This is a genomic window from Bdellovibrio sp. HCB337 (genome assembly GCF_047302465.1).
GTDB lineage: Bacteria > Bdellovibrionota > Bdellovibrionia > Bdellovibrionales > Bdellovibrionaceae > JACMRP01.
Genome location: NZ_CP178621.1, coordinates 1 through 22,568, shown reverse-complemented (window position 1 = coordinate 22,568; position 22,568 = coordinate 1). Strand labels below are relative to the sequence as shown.

22 protein-coding genes are annotated in these 22,568 nt (G+C 44.1%); 8 read left to right on the top strand and 14 right to left on the bottom strand.

Going from position 1 to position 22,568, the window contains the following annotated elements:
* Positions 1-2: 2 nt before the first annotated feature.
* Both ACLWBB_RS00110 and ACLWBB_RS00105 read right to left on the bottom strand, forming a co-directional pair.
* A complete protein-coding gene (locus ACLWBB_RS00110; RefSeq protein ID WP_413289506.1) occupies positions 3-1,919 on the bottom strand; it encodes a fumarate reductase/succinate dehydrogenase flavoprotein subunit in 1,917 nt (638 codons plus the stop codon).
* A 12-nt stretch (positions 1,920-1,931) separates the two neighbouring features.
* The gene (locus ACLWBB_RS00105) at positions 1,932-2,612 is read right to left on the bottom strand and encodes a succinate dehydrogenase cytochrome b subunit (protein ID WP_413289505.1); all 681 of its coding nucleotides are present in this window, start codon (positions 2,610-2,612) and stop codon (positions 1,932-1,934) included.
* 179 nt (positions 2,613-2,791) lie between these two features.
* Between ACLWBB_RS00105 and ACLWBB_RS00100 the strand changes: the two genes are divergently transcribed.
* The 8 genes from ACLWBB_RS00100 to ACLWBB_RS00065 are packed head-to-tail and all read left to right on the top strand — an operon-like array spanning position 2,792 to position 10,386.
* Positions 2,792-3,568, top strand: coding sequence for an electron transfer flavoprotein subunit beta/FixA family protein (locus ACLWBB_RS00100; protein ID WP_413289504.1), 777 nt, complete (start codon positions 2,792-2,794; stop codon positions 3,566-3,568).
* A 9-nt stretch (positions 3,569-3,577) separates the two neighbouring features.
* The gene (locus ACLWBB_RS00095) at positions 3,578-4,546 is read left to right on the top strand and encodes an electron transfer flavoprotein subunit alpha/FixB family protein (RefSeq protein ID WP_413289503.1); all 969 of its coding nucleotides are present in this window, start codon (positions 3,578-3,580) and stop codon (positions 4,544-4,546) included.
* A gap of 6 nt (positions 4,547-4,552) precedes the next feature.
* Complete coding sequence (locus ACLWBB_RS00090; protein ID WP_413289502.1) at positions 4,553-5,197, top strand: lysophospholipid acyltransferase family protein; 645 nt, start codon at positions 4,553-4,555, stop codon at positions 5,195-5,197.
* A 59-nt stretch (positions 5,198-5,256) separates the two neighbouring features.
* Positions 5,257-6,084 carry a peptidylprolyl isomerase gene (locus ACLWBB_RS00085; RefSeq protein ID WP_413289501.1) on the top strand — a complete coding sequence of 276 codons (828 nt, stop codon included), beginning with the start codon at positions 5,257-5,259 and terminating at the stop codon, positions 6,082-6,084.
* A 12-nt stretch (positions 6,085-6,096) separates the two neighbouring features.
* Positions 6,097-7,071, top strand: coding sequence for a peptidyl-prolyl cis-trans isomerase (locus tag ACLWBB_RS00080; protein ID WP_413289500.1), 975 nt, complete (start codon positions 6,097-6,099; stop codon positions 7,069-7,071).
* Positions 7,064-8,017, top strand: coding sequence for a peptidylprolyl isomerase (locus tag ACLWBB_RS00075; protein ID WP_413289499.1), 954 nt, complete (start codon positions 7,064-7,066; stop codon positions 8,015-8,017). Before ACLWBB_RS00080 ends, ACLWBB_RS00075 begins: the two co-directional genes overlap by 8 nt.
* 1 nt (position 8,018) lies before the next feature.
* On the top strand, positions 8,019-8,990 hold the full coding sequence (locus tag ACLWBB_RS00070) for a 4-hydroxythreonine-4-phosphate dehydrogenase PdxA (RefSeq protein WP_413289498.1): 972 nt from the start codon (positions 8,019-8,021) through the stop codon (positions 8,988-8,990).
* 28 nt (positions 8,991-9,018) lie between these two features.
* Positions 9,019-10,386 (top strand): phosphomannomutase/phosphoglucomutase, encoded by a 1,368-nt coding sequence (locus ACLWBB_RS00065; RefSeq protein WP_413289497.1) that lies wholly within the window; start codon positions 9,019-9,021, stop codon positions 10,384-10,386.
* Between the two features lie 10 nt (positions 10,387-10,396).
* Here ACLWBB_RS00065 and ACLWBB_RS00060 read toward each other — a convergent pair whose 3' ends face one another.
* The 12 genes from ACLWBB_RS00060 to dnaA all read right to left on the bottom strand — a co-directional run bounded on the left by ACLWBB_RS00060 (position 10,397) and on the right by dnaA (position 22,568).
* Positions 10,397-10,711 carry a hypothetical protein gene (locus ACLWBB_RS00060; RefSeq protein ID WP_413289496.1) on the bottom strand — a complete coding sequence of 105 codons (315 nt, stop codon included), beginning with the start codon at positions 10,709-10,711 and terminating at the stop codon, positions 10,397-10,399.
* Between the two features lies 1 nt (position 10,712).
* Positions 10,713-11,159, bottom strand: coding sequence for a hypothetical protein (locus ACLWBB_RS00055; RefSeq protein WP_413289495.1), 447 nt, complete (start codon positions 11,157-11,159; stop codon positions 10,713-10,715).
* A 118-nt stretch (positions 11,160-11,277) separates the two neighbouring features.
* Positions 11,278-11,592 carry an ATP synthase F0 subunit C gene (locus ACLWBB_RS00050; protein ID WP_413289494.1) on the bottom strand — a complete coding sequence of 105 codons (315 nt, stop codon included), beginning with the start codon at positions 11,590-11,592 and terminating at the stop codon, positions 11,278-11,280.
* 43 nt (positions 11,593-11,635) lie between these two features.
* A complete protein-coding gene (gene atpB / locus ACLWBB_RS00045) occupies positions 11,636-12,331 on the bottom strand; it encodes a F0F1 ATP synthase subunit A (protein WP_413289493.1) in 696 nt (231 codons plus the stop codon).
* A 3-nt stretch (positions 12,332-12,334) separates the two neighbouring features.
* A complete protein-coding gene (locus tag ACLWBB_RS00040; RefSeq protein ID WP_413289492.1) occupies positions 12,335-12,706 on the bottom strand; it encodes a hypothetical protein in 372 nt (123 codons plus the stop codon).
* Positions 12,703-12,921: an AtpZ/AtpI family protein gene (locus ACLWBB_RS00035; RefSeq protein WP_413289491.1), complete on the bottom strand. Its 219-nt coding sequence runs from the start codon at positions 12,919-12,921 to the stop codon at positions 12,703-12,705. Before ACLWBB_RS00035 ends, ACLWBB_RS00040 begins: the two co-directional genes overlap by 4 nt.
* A complete protein-coding gene (locus ACLWBB_RS00030; RefSeq protein WP_413289490.1) occupies positions 12,921-13,754 on the bottom strand; it encodes a tetratricopeptide repeat protein in 834 nt (277 codons plus the stop codon). Before ACLWBB_RS00030 ends, ACLWBB_RS00035 begins: the two co-directional genes overlap by 1 nt.
* A complete protein-coding gene (gene gyrA, locus ACLWBB_RS00025; RefSeq protein WP_413289489.1) occupies positions 13,723-16,188 on the bottom strand; it encodes a DNA gyrase subunit A in 2,466 nt (821 codons plus the stop codon). Before gyrA ends, ACLWBB_RS00030 begins: the two co-directional genes overlap by 32 nt.
* Positions 16,189-16,209: 21 nt before the next feature.
* The gene (gyrB, locus tag ACLWBB_RS00020) at positions 16,210-18,642 is read right to left on the bottom strand and encodes a DNA topoisomerase (ATP-hydrolyzing) subunit B (protein WP_413289488.1); all 2,433 of its coding nucleotides are present in this window, start codon (positions 18,640-18,642) and stop codon (positions 16,210-16,212) included.
* Between the two features lie 27 nt (positions 18,643-18,669).
* On the bottom strand, positions 18,670-19,791 hold the full coding sequence (recF, locus tag ACLWBB_RS00015; protein WP_413289487.1) for a DNA replication/repair protein RecF: 1,122 nt from the start codon (positions 19,789-19,791) through the stop codon (positions 18,670-18,672).
* Complete coding sequence (gene dnaN, locus ACLWBB_RS00010) at positions 19,791-20,894, bottom strand: DNA polymerase III subunit beta (RefSeq protein WP_413289486.1); 1,104 nt, start codon at positions 20,892-20,894, stop codon at positions 19,791-19,793. The genes recF and dnaN overlap by 1 nt, the downstream gene beginning before the upstream one ends.
* A 252-nt stretch (positions 20,895-21,146) precedes the next feature.
* The gene (gene dnaA / locus ACLWBB_RS00005) at positions 21,147-22,568 is read right to left on the bottom strand and encodes a chromosomal replication initiator protein DnaA (protein ID WP_413289485.1); all 1,422 of its coding nucleotides are present in this window, start codon (positions 22,566-22,568) and stop codon (positions 21,147-21,149) included.

The following is a 22,568-nucleotide window of genomic DNA, read 5'->3' as shown; positions in this document are numbered from 1 at the left end:
CCTTATTTATAGCTACGAGTTGCAAGTTTAACGTTGTCGAATTTCAGCTCTTCTTTATGACGAATCGGTGTTTGGTTTGCACCAGTCCACTCCCATGCAGCCACGTGACTGAAGTTCACGTCGTCACGTTTTGCTTCGCCATCTTCCTGATATTCTTCACGGTAGTGACCACCACAAGACTCTTTACGCTCAAGAGCATCACGGCACATCAACTCACCAAGCTCCAAGAAGTCCGCAACGCGTCCTGCTTTTTCAAGTTCAGGATTTAAGTAGTTCGCGTCGCCAGGAACACGTACATTTGACCAGAACTCTGCGCGCAGTTTCGGAATCAATTCCAAAGCTTTCTTAAGTCCCGCTTCGTTACGACCCATACCACAGTATTCCCACATGATATGGCCAAGCTCTTTATGGAAGCTTTCAACCGTGCGGTTTCCTTTGATGTTCATTAGCTTTGTAATTTCATTCTTCACGCCATCTTCAGCAGCTTTGAAAGCCGCGTGAGTCGTCGTTACTTTTTCGAACTTGTTGTTCGCAAGATAGTTACCGATTGTGTAAGGAAGAACGAAGTAGCCGTCTGCCAAACCCTGCATCAATGCCGAAGCACCAAGACGGTTCGCACCGTGGTCCGAGAAGTTCGCTTCGCCCGCAACAAAGAGGCCCTGGACATTTGACTCCAAGTTGTAGTCCACCCACAAGCCACCCATGGTGTAGTGCGGAGCTGGATAAATTCTCATTGGTTGTTTGTAAGGATTTTCGCCTGTGATTTTCTCGTACATTTGGAACAAGTTTCCGTAGCGTTCAGCAATTTTTGCTTCACCCAAACGGTTGATAGCATCACGGAAATCCAAGTAAACGGCCTTGCCTGAATCACCTACACCGCGGCCTTCATCACAGCGATATTTCGCCTGACGAGAAGCCACGTCACGAGGAGCCAAGTTACCGAAGCTTGGGTAAACGCGTTCCAAATAATAATCTCTTTCATCATCTGGAATGTCGCTAGGATGACGTTTGTCACCTTTTGCTTTTGGAACCCAAACGCGTCCATCGTTACGTAAAGACTCTGACATCAAAGTCAGTTTGGATTGGTTTTCGCCATGAACAGGGATGCACGTCGGATGGATTTGTGTGTAGCAAGGATTTGCAAAGTAAGCACCACGCTTGTGAGCTTTCCATGCAGCCGTTACCGCACATGCCATCGCATTTGTCGAAAGATAGAAGACGTTTGAGTAGCCGCCGCTTGCCAAAATGACAACGTCCGCCTCATGAGACTCGATTTCACCTGTCAGAAGATTTCTAACGATAATCCCGCGCGCTTGGCCGTTCACAAGAACAAGGTCCAACATTTCACGACGGTAGTTCAATTGAACATTGCCAAGATCTACTTGTCTCATCATCGCAGAGTAAGCACCCAACAAAAGCTGCTGACCTGTTTGGCCGCGAGCATAGAAGGTACGAGAAACCTGCGCGCCACCGAAAGAACGGTTGTCCAAAAGACCGCCGTAATCACGTGCGAGCGGAACGCCCGAAGCAACCGCTTGGTCGATGATATTCACAGACACTTCTGCCAAACGATGAACGTTCGCTTCGCGTGCGCGGAAGTCACCACCTTTTACCGTGTCGTAGAAAAGGCGATAAATAGAGTCGCCATCGTTTTGATAGTTTTTCGCAGCATTGATACCACCTTGAGCCGCCACTGAATGGGCGCGGCGAGGGGACTCATGTACGCAGAATGCTTTTACTTTATAACCGAGCTCACCCAAAGAAGCGGCGGCGCTTGCACCTGCCAATCCGGTACCCACAACGATCACAGAGTGTTTTCTTTTGTTGGCTGGATTCACAAGTTTCATTTTGAACTTGTAGTCGGTCCATTTTTTATCGATCGATCCATCAGGAATTTTGCTATCTAAGATTTTAGACATTGTGTTTCCCCCTTAGCCTTGGCCCAAAACAAGGTAGATATAAACTGGTTGTGCAATAAAGCCGGCAGCTACAACAATCGCATAGACGACGCTGAGTTTTCTTAACATTGGTTGATAACGGCCGTTCATCCATCCAAAGGATTGGAATACCGAGCCCACACCGTGACTTAAGTGGAAGCCTAACAAAACAAGAGATACCAAATACCAAACAACATATGCCGGGCTTTGGAAAACTTCGACCATGAGTCTGAAAAGGTCTCTCATGACAACGCCGTTCACGTTTGTTTCGTAGTAGGTCCCATATTTAAAAGTCGCCAAGTGATAAATAACAAACGCCAAGATCACAGAGCCTTGGATTCCCATCGTTGTGGAAGCAAAACGGGCTTTCTTTTCGCCTTTTGCCTTCACCGCGTAACGAGTTCCCTTAGAGCTTCTGTTTTGCAGGGTCAGGTTGATCGCCAAAACCACGTGCAAAACCAACGCAGCCACTAAACCTGCCTCAGCGACATAGATCAGCTTATTGCTGGTCAGGGCATAGCTGTACATGTTGTAGGCGTCAGAGCTGACAAAGATAAGTAAGTTTCCGGCCATGTGGGTAAGGACGAAGCCCGCCCAAATGAGTCCGGCTAGTCCCATGAGATATTTTTTTCCGACCGTTGATCTGAAAAAACCATGTGAAGCTGAAATAGCCACAGTAAACCTCTTTTGTGCTGTTAAAATACTGCTGAATTTTCAATTGAGTTTCACTTTGTTTTACCCCCGCTAAGTGCGCTTGTCCACGGCACTTCTCGGCGTTTTCGCGTCATGTTAGCGAAGACTTTTAGGTTTGCCAAAAGGTCCCTTTGAGATAGAACGACCCCACGAGGTTCAACATGAAAATTTTTGTTTGTATTAAGCAAGTTCCGGACACGGAAACAAAGATTAAAATTGGCCCCGATGCCTCTTCTATCGACACAACTGGCATCAAGTGGGTCATCAATCCTTACGACGAATACGCTATTGAAGAAGCCGTGAAGTACCGCGAAGCCAATGCGGGTGCTCAGGTTTTCGTTCTCAGCGTAGGTCCATCAAAAAGAGTTTCTGAGTCCCTCAGAACAGCACTTGCGATGGGCGCTGACGAAGGTATCGTCGTTAATGCACCAGAAAATTTGGACTGCTATTCGACAGCTCGCGCTTTGGCTGAGGTTATTAAGGCTGAGGGCGGCGCTAACTTGATCTTCACTGGTAAACTTGCCATCGATGACAACGCGTCTTCTGTAAGCCAAATGCTTGCTGAATTCTTGGGCACACCACACGCTACGGTTGTTTCTAAGTTTGCAATGTCTCCTGAGGGCATCACTGTTGAGCGCGATATCGAAGGTGGCGCAAAAGAGGTGATTGGTCTTGCGGCTCCGGCGGTTGTCGGCGCTAACAAAGGACTCAACACTCCTCGCTACGCAAGTCTTCCTGGCATCATGAAGGCGAAGAAAAAGGTTTTGAAAGAGATCGAGTTCGCGTCTTTGAATATTCCTGCCACAGATATCAAATTGAAAAACACCCAACTCAGCTTGCCTGCAGAAAAACCAGCAGTAAAAATGCTGACTGGCGATTCGGCTCATCAAACTGCTGAACTTGTAAAACTGCTTCGTGACGAAGCGAAAGTATTGTAGGGGTCGTCCATGTCTAAAGTATTCGTATTTGCTGAACACAAAAATGGCGCCCTTAAGCGTGGAGCGATGGAGCTTCTTCAGGCGGCACAAAAATCTGGCAATACTGTTGTTGCAATGGCTGTAGGTACTGGCGCTGATAAAGCGGCTGGCGAAATGGCTCACCACGGAGCTCAAGAAGTTCACGTTGTGAAAGACGCAAGCCTTGATGCTTACAACCCTGAGATTTACGCAGCGGCTGTTTCCATGGTTCTTGAAAAAGTTCAACCGCAAGTTTTGTTGGCTTCGGCAACAAGCACGGCTCGTGATCTTTTCCCAAGAATTGCAGCTCGTATGAAAACGGGGATCGCTTCTGATTGCACAGAGCTCACGATTTCTGGCGACAACGTCACTGCAAAAAAACCTGTTTACTCAGGAAAAGCTTTTGCAGCTGTTGCATTTGAAAACAGCCCTTTGAAAATCGTTTTGATGCGCGCAAATCAACTTCCAGTTGCGGCGGCAGATGCTTCTAAAACTGCAAACGTTGTTGAGCACACTCTTGCTAAACCTGATTTGAAAACCATCATCAAAGAAGTTGTTAAAGGCACTTCCGAGAAGTTGGATTTGACGGAAGCAAACATCATCGTTTCTGGTGGTCGTGGTCTTAAAGAGGCCAGCAACTTCAAGCTTTTGAATGACCTTGCAGACGTTCTTGGTGCAACGGTTGGCGCATCTCGTGCGGTTGTGGATGCTGGCTGGGTTTCTCACGGCATGCAGGTGGGTCAAACAGGTAAAACTGTGGCTCCTACTTTGTACATCGCAGTGGGTGTTTCCGGCGCGATCCAACATTTGGCGGGCATGAGTGGCAGCAAGGTGATTGTTGCGATCAACAACGACCCGGGCGCTCCTATTTTCCAAAAAGCAACTTACGGGATTGTCGGCGATTTGTTTGATGTTGTTCCGAAATTGACTGAAGAATTCAGAAAAGCTCTGAAGCACTAATATCCCTTGAGAAAATATATTCTAGGTTTCTTAGTATGGCTTATCTATCGCACCCTTTCACTAACGTGGAAGGTGCAATTGATTGAGCCAGAATCCATGCAAAAAGATATGCGTGATAAGAAGCCTTTTCTTCTCGCTCACTGGCATGGCGACGAAATCGCCCTGATCCAACTGTGCCGTCGTTATCGTATTGCTACTATGTCTTCGCAAAGTAAAGACGGGCAGATGATGTCGGTGATCCTAAAGTTGTTGGGCGCAAAAACAACGGCAGGCTCTTCCACTCGTGGCGGAGTCGGCGGTCTTAAAGGTTTGATTCGTCTTATGCGCGAAGGTCACAGCTGCAGCTTTGCAGTCGATGGCCCCAAAGGACCCGTCTACAAAGTGAAGCCCGGAGTGTTTGAGCTCTCTAGACTTTTGGACTGTCCTATTTACTATTCTGGCGTCAGTGTTGATCGTGCTATTTATTTTCCAAAAGCGTGGAATAAAACTTTTCTTCCAAAACCATTCGCTAAGATCCTTATTCAGTGGCACGGACCCGTGCCTCCTACGACAAAAGACCAGGATCCACGCGATCCAAAAATCGCTGAAAACCTAGAGACTTTGCTACATAGCGCAAAACAACAAGCCCTTAAAGTCATTGCTGAATCTTAAAGCGAGTGCTAGCGTTTTAATGTGGTATGTCGTCAACTTTTTAAAGGGACTTTTAAGGTATGAATCTGACCGCAATTACAAGTATTTTTGGCGTCCTTCTTCTTTCAGCAACTGTGTCTTTTGCGCAATCAAAAGGTTCTGAGGTTATCGCAACCGTTGGCAATAAAAAGATCACAGTGGATGAATTCAACAAGAAATACACTGACATCAAATCTCAAACCTTGAACCCACCAACCAAGCCTCAGTTCTTGGAAGACTTGGTTCGCTACGAAGTTGGTTTGCAAGAAGCTGCTAAAAGAAACCTCGAAAGAGACCCTATTGTTATCGAGCGCGTTCAGCAAGAGACTTACAAGGCTCTTCTGGAGAAGGATTTAGGACCGAAGGTTCAAAAAATCCAAGTTTCTGAAGCAGAAATGAAAGCTTGGTACAAAAACAATCCTCAGGTTCGTACAAGCCACATCTTGATTGAGTACAAGCCAGGCGCAACGCCAGAGCAAGTTGCCGAGGCTAAAAAGCGCGCGAACGAAATCTACGAAGAAGTTAAAAAATCAAAGCGTCCTTTCGAAGAGCTAGTGAAACTTTATTCCGACGACCCTCTCAGCAAACAAGCGGGTGGCGATGTGGGTTGGCAGTCTCGAGTAACTCTGGTTCCTTCTTATTATGAGGCCGCTGTTAGCGGTAAAGTTGGAGACATCAAAGGTTTGGTAGAAACTCCTTTTGGTTTCCACATCATCAAAATTACCGGCCGCAATCCATATGATGCTGCCGATAAACGCCAGATTCGCTCTGCGGTTTACGATGAGAAAAGAAAACAGGCTTTCAACGAATACTTTGAAAAGCTTAAGAAAAACTACCCTATTAAGACAAATCCAAGCCTTATCAAGTAAGGGATTTTAGACATGAAATTTATTAAGAGCCCCGCACTGACGGGGCTTTTTATTTTGGGAATGATTTTCGGAGCTACAGCTTGTACCTCTAACTATCAAAAGGTTTCCACAAAACCCGTGGTGAAGGTCAACGATCACGTTCTTTCAACCAAAGAGTTTTCAAATCAACTTGCCAGAAAACTAAAGGACTTGGATGCGCTGACCGCCAAAGATCCAAACACTGTGCAAAGAACTAAGGAAGAAATTCTTCGTGCCTTTATTGTGAAGTCACTAACGCTTGATTGGGCTCGCGCAAATAGCTTAGTTGTGACCGAAAGTGATCTGGATAAAGAAGTGGATAAGTACCGAGCTAACTATCCCGACGACCTTTCTTTCCGTCGTCTGCTTGCCCAAGAAAATCTGTCTTTTTCTGAATGGCGCGAAGAGCTTCGTTATACTTTGATTGAAAGAGCCGTCTTCAAAAAGCTCAACGAGCGCATCAAGCCCCTCACAGAGGCTGAAATTAAGCAGTACTACGAAGAGCATAAAGAGCAGTTTAAGAAGAAAGAACGCATTTATCTTCGTCAAATCGTCACAGACGAACTCGGAAAAGCGGATCTCTTAAAAAGCCAAGTCAAACAGAAAGACTTCGCGGAGCTTGCAAAGAAGTACTCTATCGCGCCTGAGGCCAAAAATGGCGGTCTTGTTGGCTGGATAGAAATCGGTTCGGTCGACTTCTTTGACCCTTTGTTTAAAAGTGGCGTGGGAAGTGTGACACAAATCAAAAGTCCCTTTGGTTTTCACGTCGTAAAGATCGAAAAAAAGGCCCCTGCTGCGACTTTGCCGCTTGAAGAGGTGCGTAATCAGATTATTCGCGCTTTAACGGCGCAGCGAGAACAAGGGGAGTTCGTAAAATGGTTGGACGCCCAATTAAGAAGTAGTAAAGTCCTTAAAGATAACGAGCTGATCAATTCGATCGTCGTCGAAACAAGGACTGATAATGACTAAGCTACTGGTTTCTGTTTTATTCCTTTTGCCGTTGGTTTCCCGCGCGGAAGTCGTCGAGCGCATCGTGGCTGTTGTTAATAACGAAATCATTTTGGAATCGGACTTCAAAGAACTTCAAAAGAAGTTGAAAACACCTGCTTTGATCGACGAAGCCATGCTTTCCGGTAAAAGTGTCGAGGACCTAAAAAAAGATCGCAAAGTGCAGTTAGATTATTTGATCAATGAAAAGATCATGTCCTCTGAAATCAAACGTCTTAATCACAGCGTAACCATGGAGCGCGTGGATCAAGAAATCCGCGACATGGCCAAGAAAAACAATGTGACTGTAAATGATGTATTGGCTGCCTTCAAAGCCCAAGGTATTTCAACATCGGAGTACCAAGCATTTCTAAAAGAAAAAATCGAGAAGCAGTCTTTGATCGAAGCCGAAATTATTTCTAAACTTCGTATTTCTGACGACGATGCTTTGGCAGAATATCTTAAAAAGAATCCGCAAAATAAGTCTTCAGTGAACGAGTTCACGGTTGCTCACATCTTCTTTAACCCTAAAAAAGGTGGGTCTGAAGCCGCTTATAAGCGCGCGGAAGCAGTGCTAACTAAACTTCGCTCGGGCGAAAACTTCGAAACCTTGGCTGAACAAAACAGTGAAGATCCTAACTTCACCTCTGGCGGTTTGTTGGGTACTTTCAAATCTGGAGAGTTCTTAAAAGAAGTTGAAGATTCTATCCAAGGCCTGAATGCTGGACAAACTACAGGCATCGTAAAATCCCGCATGGGTTATCATATAGTGAAGCTGCTCGATAAAAAGCTTACGACGGATCCAAGATTCGAAAGAGAAAAAGAACAAATCAAAGCAAGCCTGTTTGAACAAAACTTCAAACGCCAAATGAAAAACTGGCTTTTGTCGAAGCGTGAAGAGGCTTTCGTTCGTATTAACGAAAAATAAAATGCTTAAGATTGCAATCACCTCCGGAGACAGCGACGGCATCGGGCTTGAAATCGCAGAAAAAGCCCTTCTAAAAATGGGCCCACAAAAAGGGGCTCATTTTTTAATTTGGCGCTCGGCTTCGAGCTTTCCCAGAAATCTCAAAAAACTCGATAAAAAATTTAAGCTGGTCTCTTTTGCATCACCACTAAAGGCTTTGAACTATCTTCTATCGGCAGAGATGAAAGCCAACCAGTTGGTAGAAATCGTGTCTGAGGAATCGCCTGCTCTGTGGGTGCAGCAGACGGCGGTCTGGTGCCAGCAAAAACAATTGCACGGCATGGTCACGGGCCCACTTTCAAAAACAGAGATCTATCGTGCTGGTCTACAAGACATGGGGCACACGGATATTCTGAAACGCATTTCTAGAAGTCAAAAAGTCCACATGGGTTTTTTGGGGAATAAATTTAATGTCGTGCTAAATACGGCCCACATTCCACTTTCTAAGGTGTCGACAAGCATGAATGTAGTGGATTTGCTCTCGGGTATTGAGGCAGCAAATGCGCTTCGCAAAATGCTTCCAGTAGCCCAACAAAAGAAACCCATCGGGGTCTTAGGACTGAACCCTCACGCTGGTGAAGAAGGCCTGATAGGCATCGAAGAGCGTGAGTTTGTGACCAAAGCGCTAAACGAGGCCGCGAAGGCAAAAATCCCTGTCCTCGGGCCGCTTGTTCCGGATGCGGCTTTTTTGGAAGAAAACTGGAAAAAGTATTCCGTTTACCTAGCGCTCTATCACGATCAGGGGCTGATCCCTTTTAAAGCCATTCATGGACAAAAAAGTGGTGTGCACGTATCGCTAGGAATTCCTTTTGTTCGAACAAGCGTTGACCATGGCACTGCCAAGGACATTTTTGGTAAGAACAAAGCCATTGCGAACTCCATGATTGACGCAATTCAAGCTTGTCTCCGACTAGCAAAATCATCTATAAAATAAAGTTTTCACTCGGAAAAAGAGGTTTAGCATGTTTCAACCAGTGATCTTCAGAGAATATGATATTCGTGGCGTTTACAATGGCGACTTCGACGATGCCTTTGCAGAAAACTTGGGCCGCTCTTATGTCGTTTACATGAAAGAAAACAAGGGCAATGCTACACCGACTGTTGCTCTTGGCCATGATGCGCGCTTGTCTTCACCGAACATCATCAAGGCATTAGCAAAAGGAATTACTGAGTCCGGTGGTAGTGTTATTCACTTGGGTCTTGTAACTAGTCCTGTCTGCTACTTTGCTACTTTTACCGTAGAAGGTGTTGATGGTGCCATTCAGGTAACGGGCAGTCACAACCCTCCAGAGTACAATGGCTTTAAAATTTCCGTAGGCAAAGGCACTATCTTCGGAGAAGAGATTCAAAAACTTCGCCGTATTATGGAGAAGGGCCAATATCTTTCTGGCCAAGGTAAAGAAACTAAAATTGATATTTTCCCAAGTTACTTTGCACAATACAAAAAAGAATTCGGTACTTTGAATAACGTTAAAGTCGTTCTTGATTGCGGAAATGGCGCTGGAGGCGTAGTCGCACGCGGTCTTTTCAACTCTGTTGGTTTGAACCCAACTATTCTTTTTGAAGAACCAGATGGTCGTTTCCCAAATCACCACCCAGATCCAACCGTCGAAAAGAACCTTAAAGATTTACAAGCACAAGTTCTTAAAGAGGGCGCTGTTTGTGGTATCGGCTTTGATGGAGACGCTGATCGTATCGGCGTGGTCGATCATACGGGTCGCATGATTTACGGTGATGAACTGATGGTGATTATCTCTCGTGCTATTCTTGAAAAAGACAAAGGTGCGAAAATCGTAGGCGATGTGAAGTGCTCAGATCGCATGTATCACGATATTGAAAAGCATGGCGGCGTTCCTATTATGTGGAAGACCGGCCACAGCTTGATCAAAGAAAAAATCAAAGTTGAAAAAGCTCCGTTTGGTGGAGAAATGAGCGGTCATATCTTCTTCGCTGATAGAAACTACGGTTACGACGATGCTCCTTATGCAGCTCTTCGTCTTGTAGAGATTCTTTCTCGCACGGGAAAAACTATTCCTCAGTTGTTGGAAGGTTTACCGCCGGCATTCAATACACCAGAAATTCGTATCGATACGACGGAAGAGAAAAAGGTTTTGATCGTTGAAAAGATGGTAGAAGCTTTCGGAAAAGGCGGCCCTGATTTTAAAGCCAACCTTATCGATGGTATTCGTCTAAGCTTCGAGGATGGCTGGGCACTTTGTCGCTCATCTAACACTCAACCTGTACTGGTTGTTCGCTATGAAGCCACAACTCAAGCCGGCCTAGACAGAATTCGTAATAAAGTTGAAAGCATCGTTAACAAGTACCTCTAAGGGGTACTTGTTACTGCTTGCAAGTAACGTCTTGCTCGCACTGTTCGCGGCTATAGATGTAACCCAAGTCATAGCACGCCTCGACGGCCAAAGTAATTGTTGAGCCTTTATATCCACGAGTCGTGCAAACCATCACACCTTCTGCGCAAGTAACATCCTGATTGCAGCGTGCGCGTGTGATGTAATCTCCCTTTGTCAGACATTCATTTTCAGCTTCTTCAACTGTGTTTCCGGTAAATCCGTAAGATTCACAAAGCTCGTCGGCGCGGGCCTGGGCGGCAAAAGTTAAAGTCACTAGAGCGAGCGATAGAAATAAAGCTTTCATTTTATAACTCCAAAACTTTAGAAACTTCGTCACGAACCTGTTCGTCGGAAATTCTATTTACACAGTCTTTGACTGTCATACGACGATCCGGCGTTGCGCAGAGAAGTTCCTCTTTATCTATGTGATTGAGAAGCATCACAACCATGTCTTTCATTCCGCCATAGACTGTATGGCAAACTGTATAGATAAGTGGATTCATCAGCTCATTAGTGCCGCTGGTGCCGTTAAATTTATGACTGTAGTTGCAAGAGTAGAGGTAGTTTGGATTGGCTTCAATCATGGCTTCTGCGGACGCCACGTTCCCTTCCAAAAGGGCAACAGTAAACTCATCGTCCGAGCAAACGCCGCTCGTCCCACCATTGAGAGGTTTAAATTTACAAGTAGGGGCTGCCAAAGAAATTTGAGAGAACAGCAGCACGCTGGTAAAAACTAGGCTGAAGATCTTCATCGCAAAACTCCAAAAGGTTTGAGACCAAAATCAAATCATAGTTTTTTTGCGCGTACAAAATAAAAAAGGCCAGCGCGAAGGCCAGCCTTTTTTACGAAATCTGCGTAACTTCTTAAAATTAAGAAATTTTGAACGCGATAACAAGAGCGTAGATCACAAGTGACTCGATAAGAGCCAAACCGATGATCATCGGAGTCATGATTTTACCAGAAGCCGCTGGATTGCGAGAGATACCATCCAAAGCTGCTGCTGCTGCTTTACCTTGAGCCATAGCGCCGCCGAAAGCAGCGATACCAATTGCCAAAGCTGCTGCAAGAGCAACGATACCTTTATCAGATGTAGAACCGCCAGCTGCTGCTTCTTGAGCGAAAGCTGGAGCAGCAACCATAGTTGCAGCCAAAGTAACCATAAGTTTTGTGCTGAAGTTTTTCATTAATGTTCTCCTTTTAACTTCTTAAATATTAATCAGCTGCCTATTAGTGATCGTGCGCTGTTGCGAACGCGACATATACCATAGACAATAATGTAAATACAAACGCCTGAACGAAAGAAACGAACATTCCCAATACATAGAATGGGAGTGGAACGCCGATTGGGACTAGATCCAAGAACACGGCGACAACCGCGTGGTCTCCCATCATAACGTTCGCAAGACGAAGACCCAAGCTCAATGGACGAACCATGTGAGAGATCAACTCGATCACAAACATCAAAGGTGCTAGCATTGCTACCGGACCCATGAAGTGTTTCAAGTGATTGATAAGGCCGTTCTCTTTAATGCCTAAGATATTATAAGTAATGAACATGAACAGACCCATAGCAAAGGTCGTATTGATGTTTTCAGTAGCTGGGGACATTCCCGGAATCACACCCACCAAGTTATTGATGAAGATGAACGAGAAAACCGCAATGAACATAGGAACATAGTGACGACCGTGGTGGCCGATAACCTGATCCGAGAGATTCGTTATGAACTCTGTGACCAGTTCAAAGAGTCCTTTGATAGAGAATTTTCCTGATGGCACGATTGCGGCTTCGCCCTTACCCAAAGATGCACGAGCGATAAGACCAACAAATACCAATGCAAGACTTGTAGCCGCGAATGTTGCTACAGCAACTTTATCATGATCGTGGCCGACTTGTGGGATTAGCTGTGTCCAGTTAAACGACATGTATTACTCTTCTTTGTTACTGGATCCGTCATCCGGATCTTTGAAAAAACCTAAGGTTAATCCATACATTAGGGAGCCAATCATCATGGTCGCAATGCCGGCTGCGAACCAAAATGGCTGCATCCAACTCTGCTTCACAAAGTGATAAATAATGACTCCTAAAATCGCGTACTTAAATACAATGATAAGAACGGGCAGGGCAATCAGTTTTTTACGAAAAACCACTCCCCAGCCCAAACCCAGCAGAATAAAGTTTCCTGTGACGATTAAGCCGCCAATGGCAAAGGAACTGATTTTTTGCTGCATTCCGGCAAGCCATAACAAGCCACAGCCGATGGCAAGTACAAGTATCTGAAATGTTAGGACTCTTTTCATTCTGGCTCTTTGTCTTCGGGGTTTTGTTTTTCCAACCGACGAAGAAGCATTATCACATGTGTGAGCCAGCTGGCGAGCCCAATGAACATAAAACCCGCCAACGCGATCCCTTTAGTTTGATAAGATTTATCAATTGCTTGGCCTAAATAAATACAAGCCAACATGATTCCGACCAGCTCAAACCCGATTCCGACAAAGACGATGTACTTTTTCATTACTTTCGAAGCCCCCGTGCCCCTGGGCGGTTTTTCTGGCGTTCTTTAAGGCGCTTGATACGGATGTCTATATATTCAGGCTGCGCGTACTTATCCTTTACAGATTCCAATGTATTGATGGCCTCTGTGAAGTTATCCGTCTCCTCGTAACAAACCGCGAGCGTTTGATAGACATTTTCTTGCAAAGATTTTTGCGGAAACGTTGTCGTGACCTTTTTCAAGATCTCAATCGCTTTCGCGTATTCTTTAAGAGCAATGTGAATGTTGCTTTTCAAAACCCACGCAGAAAACCGTTCACTATCGTCGACTTTGAGCTTTAGAAGATCATCGAGTTCGCTATGAGCTTGGAAAAAATTATTCAAATAGTAATTAGAGCGGGCGATATCCAACTTATACCGAGCAATATCCACATCGCTTTCGGTATCGCGAATGAGTTTATTAAGCTCGATGATGGCTTGGTCATAGTTTTGAAGCTGATCAAAATAGATCGCAGCCAGCTGCTTTTGCGAATTCAATCTTTCGGTCGCATCCGGAGAATGCAAAACCAAGAATTGGTAGTAACTCGCAGCTTTTTTATAATCTTTGGTTTCTAAAGAAGAGATTCGAGCTCCATCGCGCGCGGCCTTCACCGCGTATTCGCTATCGGGAGCTCTTTTTAAGACACGATCAAGGTTGGAAAGCGCGATTCGATGGTGCCCTTGAGCCATTTCCTCTTGGGCAGCCTTGTAATCTTTCGCTTCAGGAGGCGAGCAGGCACTAAGACCGAGAGTTAAACCTACGATCAGCGCCTGCTTCAGCATCTTAGTGAACTTCCTCACCAGCAACTTCTTCATCGTCAACCACTGCAAGGCTTGTCACCATTTCTTCTTTTTCGCCAAGGTTAATCAGGCGAACCCCTTGAGTATTTCTACCAAGGACAGAAATGTCAGAAACCTTCATACGGATATTTTGACCCTTATCAGTCGACAAGATCACTTCTTGAGTCGCTTTCACTTTGCGAGTGCCAACAACCAAACCCACTTTGTCCGTTGTTTTCTGAGTGATAATACCCACGCCACCACGGCTTTGGATTCTGTACTCTTCAAGCTCTGAACGTTTACCGTAACCAGATTGAGTCACCATCAAGATAGTGTCTTTGCTGCCTTTTTCGAAGACTTCCATGCCGACAACGATATCTTCTTTCGCTAAAGTCATGCCTTTCACGCCACGAGCTGTACGTCCCATTGGGCGAACGTCGGCTTCGTTAAAGCGGATCGACATACCTTCTTTGGTAGCAACAAAGATGTCGCTTGCGCCATCAGAGATTTTGCAATCAATGATCGCGTCGTCCAAATCCGTCGTCAGTGCAATGACGCCCGCAGTACGAGGATTCGAGTAAGCGTCCAAAGATGTTTTCTTGATAATGCCACGCTCAGTAAGCATGACGATGTATTTGTTTTCTTCAAACTGATCGATCGGCAGGATCGCACGAACTTTTTCGTTGTTAGACAACTGAACAACGTTCGCAATCGCTTTTCCTTTAGAGGTACGGTTTCCGAGTGGAAGCTTATGAACTTTACACCAGTAAACTTTCCCTTTGTCAGTGAAAACAAGAAGCATAGTCTTGGTGGTCGCCGTAAAGATATTATTTACATAATCCTCTTCTTTGGTTTCCATTCCTTTGAGGCCTTTACCGCCACGTTTTTGTACGCGGTATTCTTCAACAGGAATGCGCTTGATGTAGCCTGTGTTAGTGATTGTTACCACCATAGACTCATCAGCGATCAAATCTTCGTCTTCGATATCTGTCATGTCGCCAGTGATTTCTGTACGACGAGTATCTGCGTAACGTTTTCTGATATCTTGAAGTTCGTCCACGATGATTTTGTAGATTTCACGAACATCTGCCAAAACCATTTTCAACCAGTCGATTTGTTTCATCAACTCAGCAAGTTCAGCAAGAATTTTATCTCTCTCTAAACCTGTCAAACGTTGCAAACGCATTTCCAAGATAGCTTGAGCTTGGCGTTCACTGAACTCAAATTTTGCCATCAATGCTTCACGAGCAGCATTGGCCTCTTTCGAAGCTTTGATAGTCGCGATTACGGCGTCGATATTATCGAGAGCTTTTTTCAAACCTTCCAAAATATGCGCGCGCTCTTGGGCTTTCTTAAGTTCGAAGATACAACGTTTCGTAACTACATCACGACGATGATCTACGAAAGCTTCAAGCATGTTTTTAAGATTGAAGGTTACAGGTTGGTTTCTTTTATCAAGAGCCAACATGATGATACCAAAGCTCGTTTGAAGCTGAGTGTATTTGTACAAGCGATTCAAGATTACGCTAGCGTTCTCGCCGCGTTTCAAGATGATCACGATACGCATACCTTCACGAGAAGATTCATCACGGATGTCAGAGATGCCCTCTACCTGCTTGTCGCGAACAAGGTCTGCGATGCTCTCAATGAGTTTCGCCTTATTCACTTGGTAAGGAAGCTCTGTCACGATGATTTCTTCGCGGTCTTTTGCCTGAACGATTTCAGCAACCGCTTTCAAAGTGATGACTCCGCGACCTTTTTTGTAGGCCTGCATAATCCCTTCGCGACCAGCAATCACACCAGCAGTCGGGAAGTCAGGACCTTTTACAAAGCCCATAAGATCATCCACAGTACATTCTGGGTTATTGATCACGTGGATCACGCCATCAATAACTTCACCCAAATTGTGTGGAGGAATGTTCGTCGCCATACCAACCGCGATACCTGAAGATCCATTCACCAAAAGATTCGGGTACTTTGCAGGAAGAACTGTCGGGATCTCCAAAGAATCATCGTAGTTCGGACCGAATGGAACTGTTTCTTTTTCGATATCGGCAAGAAGTTCTTCCGCCAAGCGGGTCATACGAACTTCGGTATAACGAGAAGCTGCGGCATTATCACCATCGATAGAGCCAAAGTTTCCTTGTCCATCCGTAAGAATGTAGCGCATAGAGAAATCCTGAGCCATACGAACCATCGTTTCGTAGATCGCGGCATCACCATGCGGATGGTATTTACCCATAACGTCTCCGACGACACGGGCAGATTTCTTATATGGTTTATCGTGAGTGTTGCTGAGCTCGTGCTGAGCAAACAAAATACGTCTATGAACCGGTTTTAAACCGTCACGAACGTCGGGTAGGGCGCGGCCCACGATTACTGACATCGAGTACTGAAGATACGCATCACGCATCTCTTTGTTGATGTCTACGACTGTAACGCCTTTTTCTTGATTACTATTATCAAACATATTTCACCAATTCAGAATAAATTAAACATCCAAGCTTCGTGCAAGAAGAGCATTGTCGTGAATAAACTGACGACGAGGCTCTACTTGTTCACCCATCAAGACACTGAAAGTCTCATCGGCCGCAACAGCGTCATCGATGCTCACTCTCAAGAGGGCTCTGTGTTCCGGATTCAAAGTGGTTTCCCACAACTGCTCCGGATTCATCTCTCCCAATCCCTTATAGCGTTGGATGTAAACACCTTTTTTAGTTGATTCCATCACGTGATTTTGGAAATCCGTGTAGTTTTCAAAAGCAACTTCTGTATCATTTTGCACGATCGTGAATGGCAACGTCGTTACTGTTTGAATACCTGTCCACAGATTCAAGAGCTCAACAACCTCGGGAGCATTCAAATTCGATGCGCCAAAGTTTGTTGTCATGCGATCTGCATAACGAACTGTGTAGACTTCAGCTTGAAGTTTTCCATGTTCGTCTTTTTTAACTTCAGACTTCACTTCGGTAATTCCAAGATTTGGATTTGCTTGAACCCATGCTTCGAAATCTTTCAAAGCAGACGCCAATTTTTTCTCGTCATTCAAAGTCATTTCCAAGTTCGCAACTTTACTTAGGAAGAAGTAAAGCACGTCACGGTCATACTTCGCAGATGAGGTTTTCAAAAGCGCATTGAATTTCTGAATGTTGATGATCATCTTACGAAGATCCGCTTCAGAAACTTTTTCTTTGCCTTTAAGTTTGAAATTGTTCAGTCCCGAACTCAAAAGATATTCAGTCAATGCCGCTTCATCTTTCAAGTAAGTTTCGCTTTGACCTTTTTTCGCGCGATACAAAGGTGGCTGAGCGACATAGATATAACCGCGCTCAAGTACTTCTGGCATTTGACGGAAGAAGAATGTCAAAAGCAGGGTACGGATGTGGGATCCATCCACGTCGGCATCGGTCATGATAATGATTTTGTGATAACGGATTTTATCCACGCTCACATTGTCTTTGCCGATACCTGTTCCAAGAGCAGAGATCATCATTTTGATCTCTTCGTTGGAAAGCATTTTATCAAAACGTGCTTTTTCTACGTTCAGGATTTTACCTTTCAATGGCAAAACCGCTTGAGTCTTACGATCGCGACCCTGCTTCGCGGAACCACCCGCGGAGTCACCCTCTACCAGGTACAATTCACACTTAGATGGATCACGTTCTTGGCAATCCGCCATTTTACCTGGCAAAGATCCGCCATCCAACGCTGTCTTACGACGAGTCAGATCACGAGCCTTACGAGCGGCCTCACGCGCGCGTGCAGATTCCACACACTTCATGATGATGTTCTTAGCGACGGAAGGATTTCTATCCATCCAATCAGCCAATTTATCATTCACCAACGACTCGACAATCCCTTTTACTTCGGTATTCCCAAGTTTGGTTTTAGTTTGTCCTTCGAATTGCGGCTCACGAACTTTGACAGAGATAACTGCTGCCAAACCTTCGCGGATATCTTCACCCTCAAGATTCTCTTTCAAATCTTTCAAAAGGTTTTTCTCGGTCGCGTATTGATTCGTTGTACGAGTCAAAGCGGCACGGAAACCCATCAAGTGAGTTCCACCTTCGTGAGTATTGATGTTATTGCAATAAGTGAAAATAGATTCTGAGTAAGAATCATTCCACTGAAGAGCGACTTCAACATCGACGTTGTCTTTTTCACCACGGAAATAAACGACTTCGCCGTGAAGAGCTTTTTTAGATTGGTTCATGAACTGAACGAATTCAGCGACACCATTTGCATATTGGAAGTCTTGCTTTTTGCCAGTGCGTTCATCTTTCAAAGAAATATGAAGACCGCCATTCAAGAATGCAAGTTCACGGAAACGATTTGCTAGAGTGCTGAAATCATAAGTGATCGTTTCGTCTTTGAAAATTTCACGATCTGGTTTGAAAGTTGTTTTCGTTCCTGTCTTGCTTGTTGCTTCGCCTTTTTCTACTTGATTCTTGATGATGCCTTTTTCATAGCGTTGCACCCATACGGCGCCTTCACGATGAACTTCTACTTGGCAACGCGCCGAAAGAGCATTCACAACGGATGCACCCACGCCATGCAGACCACCGGAAACTTTATAACCACCGCCGTCGAATTTTCCACCGGCGTGAAGAACTGTCATAACGATTTCAAGAGCTGATTTTCCGTTTTTATGAGCATCAACAGGAATACCACGACCATCATCTTCTACTGTGATTGATTCATCTGTGTTGATAGTGACTTGAATGTGTTTGCAATATCCGGCAAGTGCTTCGTCTACTGAGTTATCCACAATCTCATACACAAGGTGATGATAACCACGCACACCGGTGTCACCGATATACATCCCTGGTCTTTTGCGTACGGCCTCGAGGCCTTCAAGAACTTGAATTTGATCGGCACCATAATTTTTTTGCTCTGGAGCCGTCGATACATTTTGATCTGACACGCGTATTTCCTCTCAGTTAAATTTTCATCACTGAAGAATTTGCCCGTTGTTAATTTTTAAAACAGTCACTTCGTCCAAAGAAAAACTCTTCGGTAAAGCGAAGTCCGTCGTCGTCACAAAAATTTGGGTATTGATCTCGTGTAAGAACGTAATCAGTGAGTCCCTCTTCTGTTGATCGAGTTCAGATAAGACATCATCCAACATCAAAATTGGGTAAACGTCGTGAGCCTTCCTATGATACACAATTTGAGCCATTTTGAAAGATAATATGATCGCTCTTTGCTGCCCCTGCGAACAATAAAAACGCGAGTCTTTTTGCCCATATAGGAAGACGATATCGTGTTTGTGAGGGCCTACTAAACTGACTCCTCCAGAGAGTTCTGCATCACGCAATTCTAAGCTTCGTTTTTGTAGTGCATCAAACACATCTTGTGCACTAAAACTAAGCGCATTTTGCCCAGAGAGTATGTATTCAACACTCACTTCTTGGTTATTATTGGAAATGTATTGCATCGCGCTATTAAAATCCTTCAAAAGCCCCTGGAGCGCGGAAATCCGGGCGATGGTCAGCTGAGCCCCTAAACGAAGGAAAGAAGGGTTTATACTCTCAATCAGGCGCATTGTATTGAGTTTGTCTTCTTTGTCCTCGACGAAATTTTTAAGAATTCTATTGCGCGTTTTTAGTGCTTTGCGAAATTCTGAGATTAAATCGGCGTTTCGTTTGTTAAAACTAATCAGCAAATCATCAATGAGAGTTCGGCGAAAATCGGCGCCTTCTTTGATGGAGGCTAAACTCTCGGGACTAAACACGACAGCCGAAAATTCTTTTTTTAAATCAGAGCTACTAACACGCTTCCCATTCAGAAAGTGATGCTTTCGACTTTTCATGATTTGAGTTTTTAACTCGTAAGTCAGATCACGATGACGGACTTGAGATTGCAGTAATGAAAAATCGATATTGCTACGGATGAGATTCACATTGTCGGCGTAGCGAAAGGTTTCTCCTTGAAGAGTTAGATAAAGCGCTTCAAGGAGATTTGTTTTACCTTGGCCGTTTTCCCCAAGAAAGACGTTCAGTCGTGGGGAAAACTCTGCTTGGGATTCAACGAAGTTTCGAAAATTGTGAATCCGAACTTTTTCAAAAAACATCAAATTCTCATAGGCATAAGAACACAAGTGTAGCTTGTATCGTTATGCGGTCTTACCAATCCTGGTGAAAGTTGGTCATTCAATTCAAAATCAATACGATCTTCTGCAATGCTCGTCAGAATATCCGTGATGAATTTTGCGTTGAAACCGATTTTCAATTCATTGCCATGGTAATCAACTTCGATTTCTTCTTTTGCGTCGCCCAGTTCAGGGTTGTTAGAAGAAATTTCCATTTTTCCATTCGTCAGATTCAATTGAACTGCTTTTGACTTTTGATTAGCCAACAAGGATACGCGTTTCAAAGAAGTCAGGAAATTTTCGCGATTGATTTCAATTTTCTGAGTCAATTTCTGTGGAATAAATTGTTGATAATTCGGGTACTTTCCTTCGATCAAACGAATCATCAAAGTTGTTGATGAATGTTTTAGAATAAATTGTGAACCCTCTATGGCGATTTCCACAGTTCCATCCACACCGTCTAGCAACTTTTTAATTTCACCAAGACCTTTACGAGGAATGATTACGCCTGCTGCATTTGATTTTGCATCGTTTTGAATTCTATTCACGATACTCATTCTATGACCGTCTGTTGCAACCATTCTAAAACCAGTACCACCAACGATTTCAAAATAAACGCCATTGAGGTGGTAACGAGTTTCATCTGTAGAAACGCTGAAGATTGTTTTATCAATCATGTCTTTCAAGACACTTGCTTGAACTTTAATAAATGATTGAGCGTTGTAAGTTGGGAAGATTGGATATTCATCCGCACTGATACCAACAATTTTAGAAGTGTATTTACCTTGCTTGATCTCAAGCCAGTTATTTTCTTTTTTGATTAATTGGATAGTGCCTTCAGAAAGTTCTTTAGCAATATCAAAAAGACTTTTTGCACTCACTGCTACTTTACCTGGTTGAACAACCTTGATCTTAACTTGATCTGTCAGGCTTACTTCCAAGTCAGTTGCAAATACCTTCAAAGCATCATTGTCTGCTTCCAATAAGATATTTACCAAAATAGGCATGGTATTTCTTTTTTCGACAATATTTTGAGTTTTACCGATTAAGCTTAGCAAATCTCTTTTATCGATTTCGAATTTCATAACGTCCCTTTGTTATCTTTATCCCTGTATCCTTAATGAGTCCCTTATTAATCTATTACTATATATATAAATACTAGTAGTAGTAGTAGGACTGTGGATAACTGCCATTGCTATTTAAATACTTAAAACTCTTTAACTTTCTTCGTGGAAAAACTCTTTGCGAAATCTCGCTTTAATTTTTCAAAATTGTGGGTAAGTTGAATGCACATTTTAACCAGCAAACCTACCCACAGGCTTTTCCACAGTCCACATTCACACCCCTGTGATATTGTGGATTCTTGTCTCCAACTCTTCGATATCTTTCATAATATCTTGATCAGTAGATTGTAGATGTTGGACTCTTTCAAGCGCATTCATCACAGTAGTGTGATCTTTGCCGCCAAAAGCTTTTCCAATATCAACCAACGATCTATCTAAAAACTTCTTAATTAAATACATTGCAATCTGGCGCGGAACCACGATCGGTTTTGCGCGAGTGCTAGATTTAAGATCCGTCATTTTTACTTTAAAGTGATCTGCTACCAGCTTTTGGATCTCTTCCAAAGAAATCGTAGATTGGCTTTCGTGGTGTGAAAGAATCTTTTTCACCAAATCGTAGTCAATGCTAAGTCCTTGAAGTTCAGAGTAAATTTTAACTTTCTTAAGATTGCCTTCAAGTTCACGAATCGAGCGCTTTGAAATGCGGGCAATATGGTTCACCACATCTTCAGGCATGCGTACGCCAAACTTTTCAGCTTTATATCTTAAGATCGCAATTCTAGTTTCTAAATCCGGCATGGTGATGTCTGCAATCAAACCACGCTCTAAACGGGTACGGCTGCGGTCTTCTAAACCTAAGATATCCTTAGGCATACGGTCGCTGGCTAAGATCACCTGTTTCTTACGATCAATGAAGTTATTAATCGTATGGAAAAACTCCTCTTGAACAGCTTCTCCGCGGCCGATGTACTGAACATCGTCCACTAATAAGATGTCAGAGTTTTCGCGATACTTCTGGCGGAACTTATCCATTTGATAGTGGCGTAGGGCCGCCACGCACTCATTTAAGAAGCGTTCTGCCGAGATATAAGTGATTCTAAGGTGTGGAAATTGTTCACGGATATAATTTCCGGCCGCATTTAATAGATGCGTTTTACCCATACCCACAGGCCCGAATATATATAGAGGATTGTAATCATCGGCCCCAGGGTTTCTAGCCACGTTGAAACAAGCAGCATGGGCAAACTCTGAATTTTTCCCCACAACGAATGTGGAGAAGCTGAGTTCCGTATTCAAAAAGTCTGAAGTCGACTTTTGAGTAGTCACCGGCGCATGTTGAATAGTCTGAGTTTGAGGACGCAAGTGCGCTTGTTCATTAGCGTTAATTGCCTCATCCAAAGCTAGTGGGTTCTCTGGAGGAAGCGGCGGTTTGTTGCCCGTGATAACGAACTCAACCTCAAATGGGCTTTTATAACTATCCGAAATTTCTGTATAAATCTGATCCTGAAGGTTCTGAGTAACATAGTATTGATGAAGGGCGTTAGGGACACCCAAAACAATACGCGGACGCTCAGTAGAACCCGAAGTCGATAGGTACTCGATTGGATCGAGCCACGTCTCCAAGTACTTATTATTCACATTTCGGCTCTTCATCTTTGTTTTGATGAGCGCCCAGAACGAATTATTGATATCCAC

What these genes read in the sequence shown, in the direction of transcription:
- ACLWBB_RS00110 (WP_413289506.1), bottom strand. Translation starts at nt 1,919, where the DNA reads ATGTCTAAAATCTTAGATAGCAAAATTCCTGATGGATCGATCGATAAA.
- ACLWBB_RS00100 (WP_413289504.1), top strand. Translation starts at nt 2,792, where the DNA reads ATGAAAATTTTTGTTTGTATTAAGCAAGTTCCGGACACGGAAACAAAG.
- ACLWBB_RS00095 (WP_413289503.1), top strand. Translation starts at nt 3,578, where the DNA reads ATGTCTAAAGTATTCGTATTTGCTGAACACAAAAATGGCGCCCTTAAG.
- ACLWBB_RS00085 (WP_413289501.1), top strand. Translation starts at nt 5,257, where the DNA reads ATGAATCTGACCGCAATTACAAGTATTTTTGGCGTCCTTCTTCTTTCA.
- ACLWBB_RS00080 (WP_413289500.1), top strand. Translation starts at nt 6,097, where the DNA reads ATGAAATTTATTAAGAGCCCCGCACTGACGGGGCTTTTTATTTTGGGA.
- ACLWBB_RS00075 (WP_413289499.1), top strand. Translation starts at nt 7,064, where the DNA reads ATGACTAAGCTACTGGTTTCTGTTTTATTCCTTTTGCCGTTGGTTTCC.
- ACLWBB_RS00070 (WP_413289498.1), top strand. Translation starts at nt 8,019, where the DNA reads ATGCTTAAGATTGCAATCACCTCCGGAGACAGCGACGGCATCGGGCTT.
- ACLWBB_RS00065 (WP_413289497.1), top strand. Translation starts at nt 9,019, where the DNA reads ATGTTTCAACCAGTGATCTTCAGAGAATATGATATTCGTGGCGTTTAC.
- ACLWBB_RS00060 (WP_413289496.1), bottom strand. Translation starts at nt 10,711, where the DNA reads ATGAAAGCTTTATTTCTATCGCTCGCTCTAGTGACTTTAACTTTTGCC.
- ACLWBB_RS00055 (WP_413289495.1), bottom strand. Translation starts at nt 11,159, where the DNA reads ATGAAGATCTTCAGCCTAGTTTTTACCAGCGTGCTGCTGTTCTCTCAA.
- ACLWBB_RS00050 (WP_413289494.1), bottom strand. Translation starts at nt 11,592, where the DNA reads ATGAAAAACTTCAGCACAAAACTTATGGTTACTTTGGCTGCAACTATG.
- atpB (WP_413289493.1), bottom strand. Translation starts at nt 12,331, where the DNA reads ATGTCGTTTAACTGGACACAGCTAATCCCACAAGTCGGCCACGATCAT.
- ACLWBB_RS00040 (WP_413289492.1), bottom strand. Translation starts at nt 12,706, where the DNA reads ATGAAAAGAGTCCTAACATTTCAGATACTTGTACTTGCCATCGGCTGT.
- ACLWBB_RS00035 (WP_413289491.1), bottom strand. Translation starts at nt 12,921, where the DNA reads ATGAAAAAGTACATCGTCTTTGTCGGAATCGGGTTTGAGCTGGTCGGA.
- ACLWBB_RS00030 (WP_413289490.1), bottom strand. Translation starts at nt 13,754, where the DNA reads ATGAAGAAGTTGCTGGTGAGGAAGTTCACTAAGATGCTGAAGCAGGCG.
- gyrA (WP_413289489.1), bottom strand. Translation starts at nt 16,188, where the DNA reads ATGTTTGATAATAGTAATCAAGAAAAAGGCGTTACAGTCGTAGACATC.
- recF (WP_413289487.1), bottom strand. Translation starts at nt 19,791, where the DNA reads ATGTTTTTTGAAAAAGTTCGGATTCACAATTTTCGAAACTTCGTTGAA.
- dnaN (WP_413289486.1), bottom strand. Translation starts at nt 20,894, where the DNA reads ATGAAATTCGAAATCGATAAAAGAGATTTGCTAAGCTTAATCGGTAAA.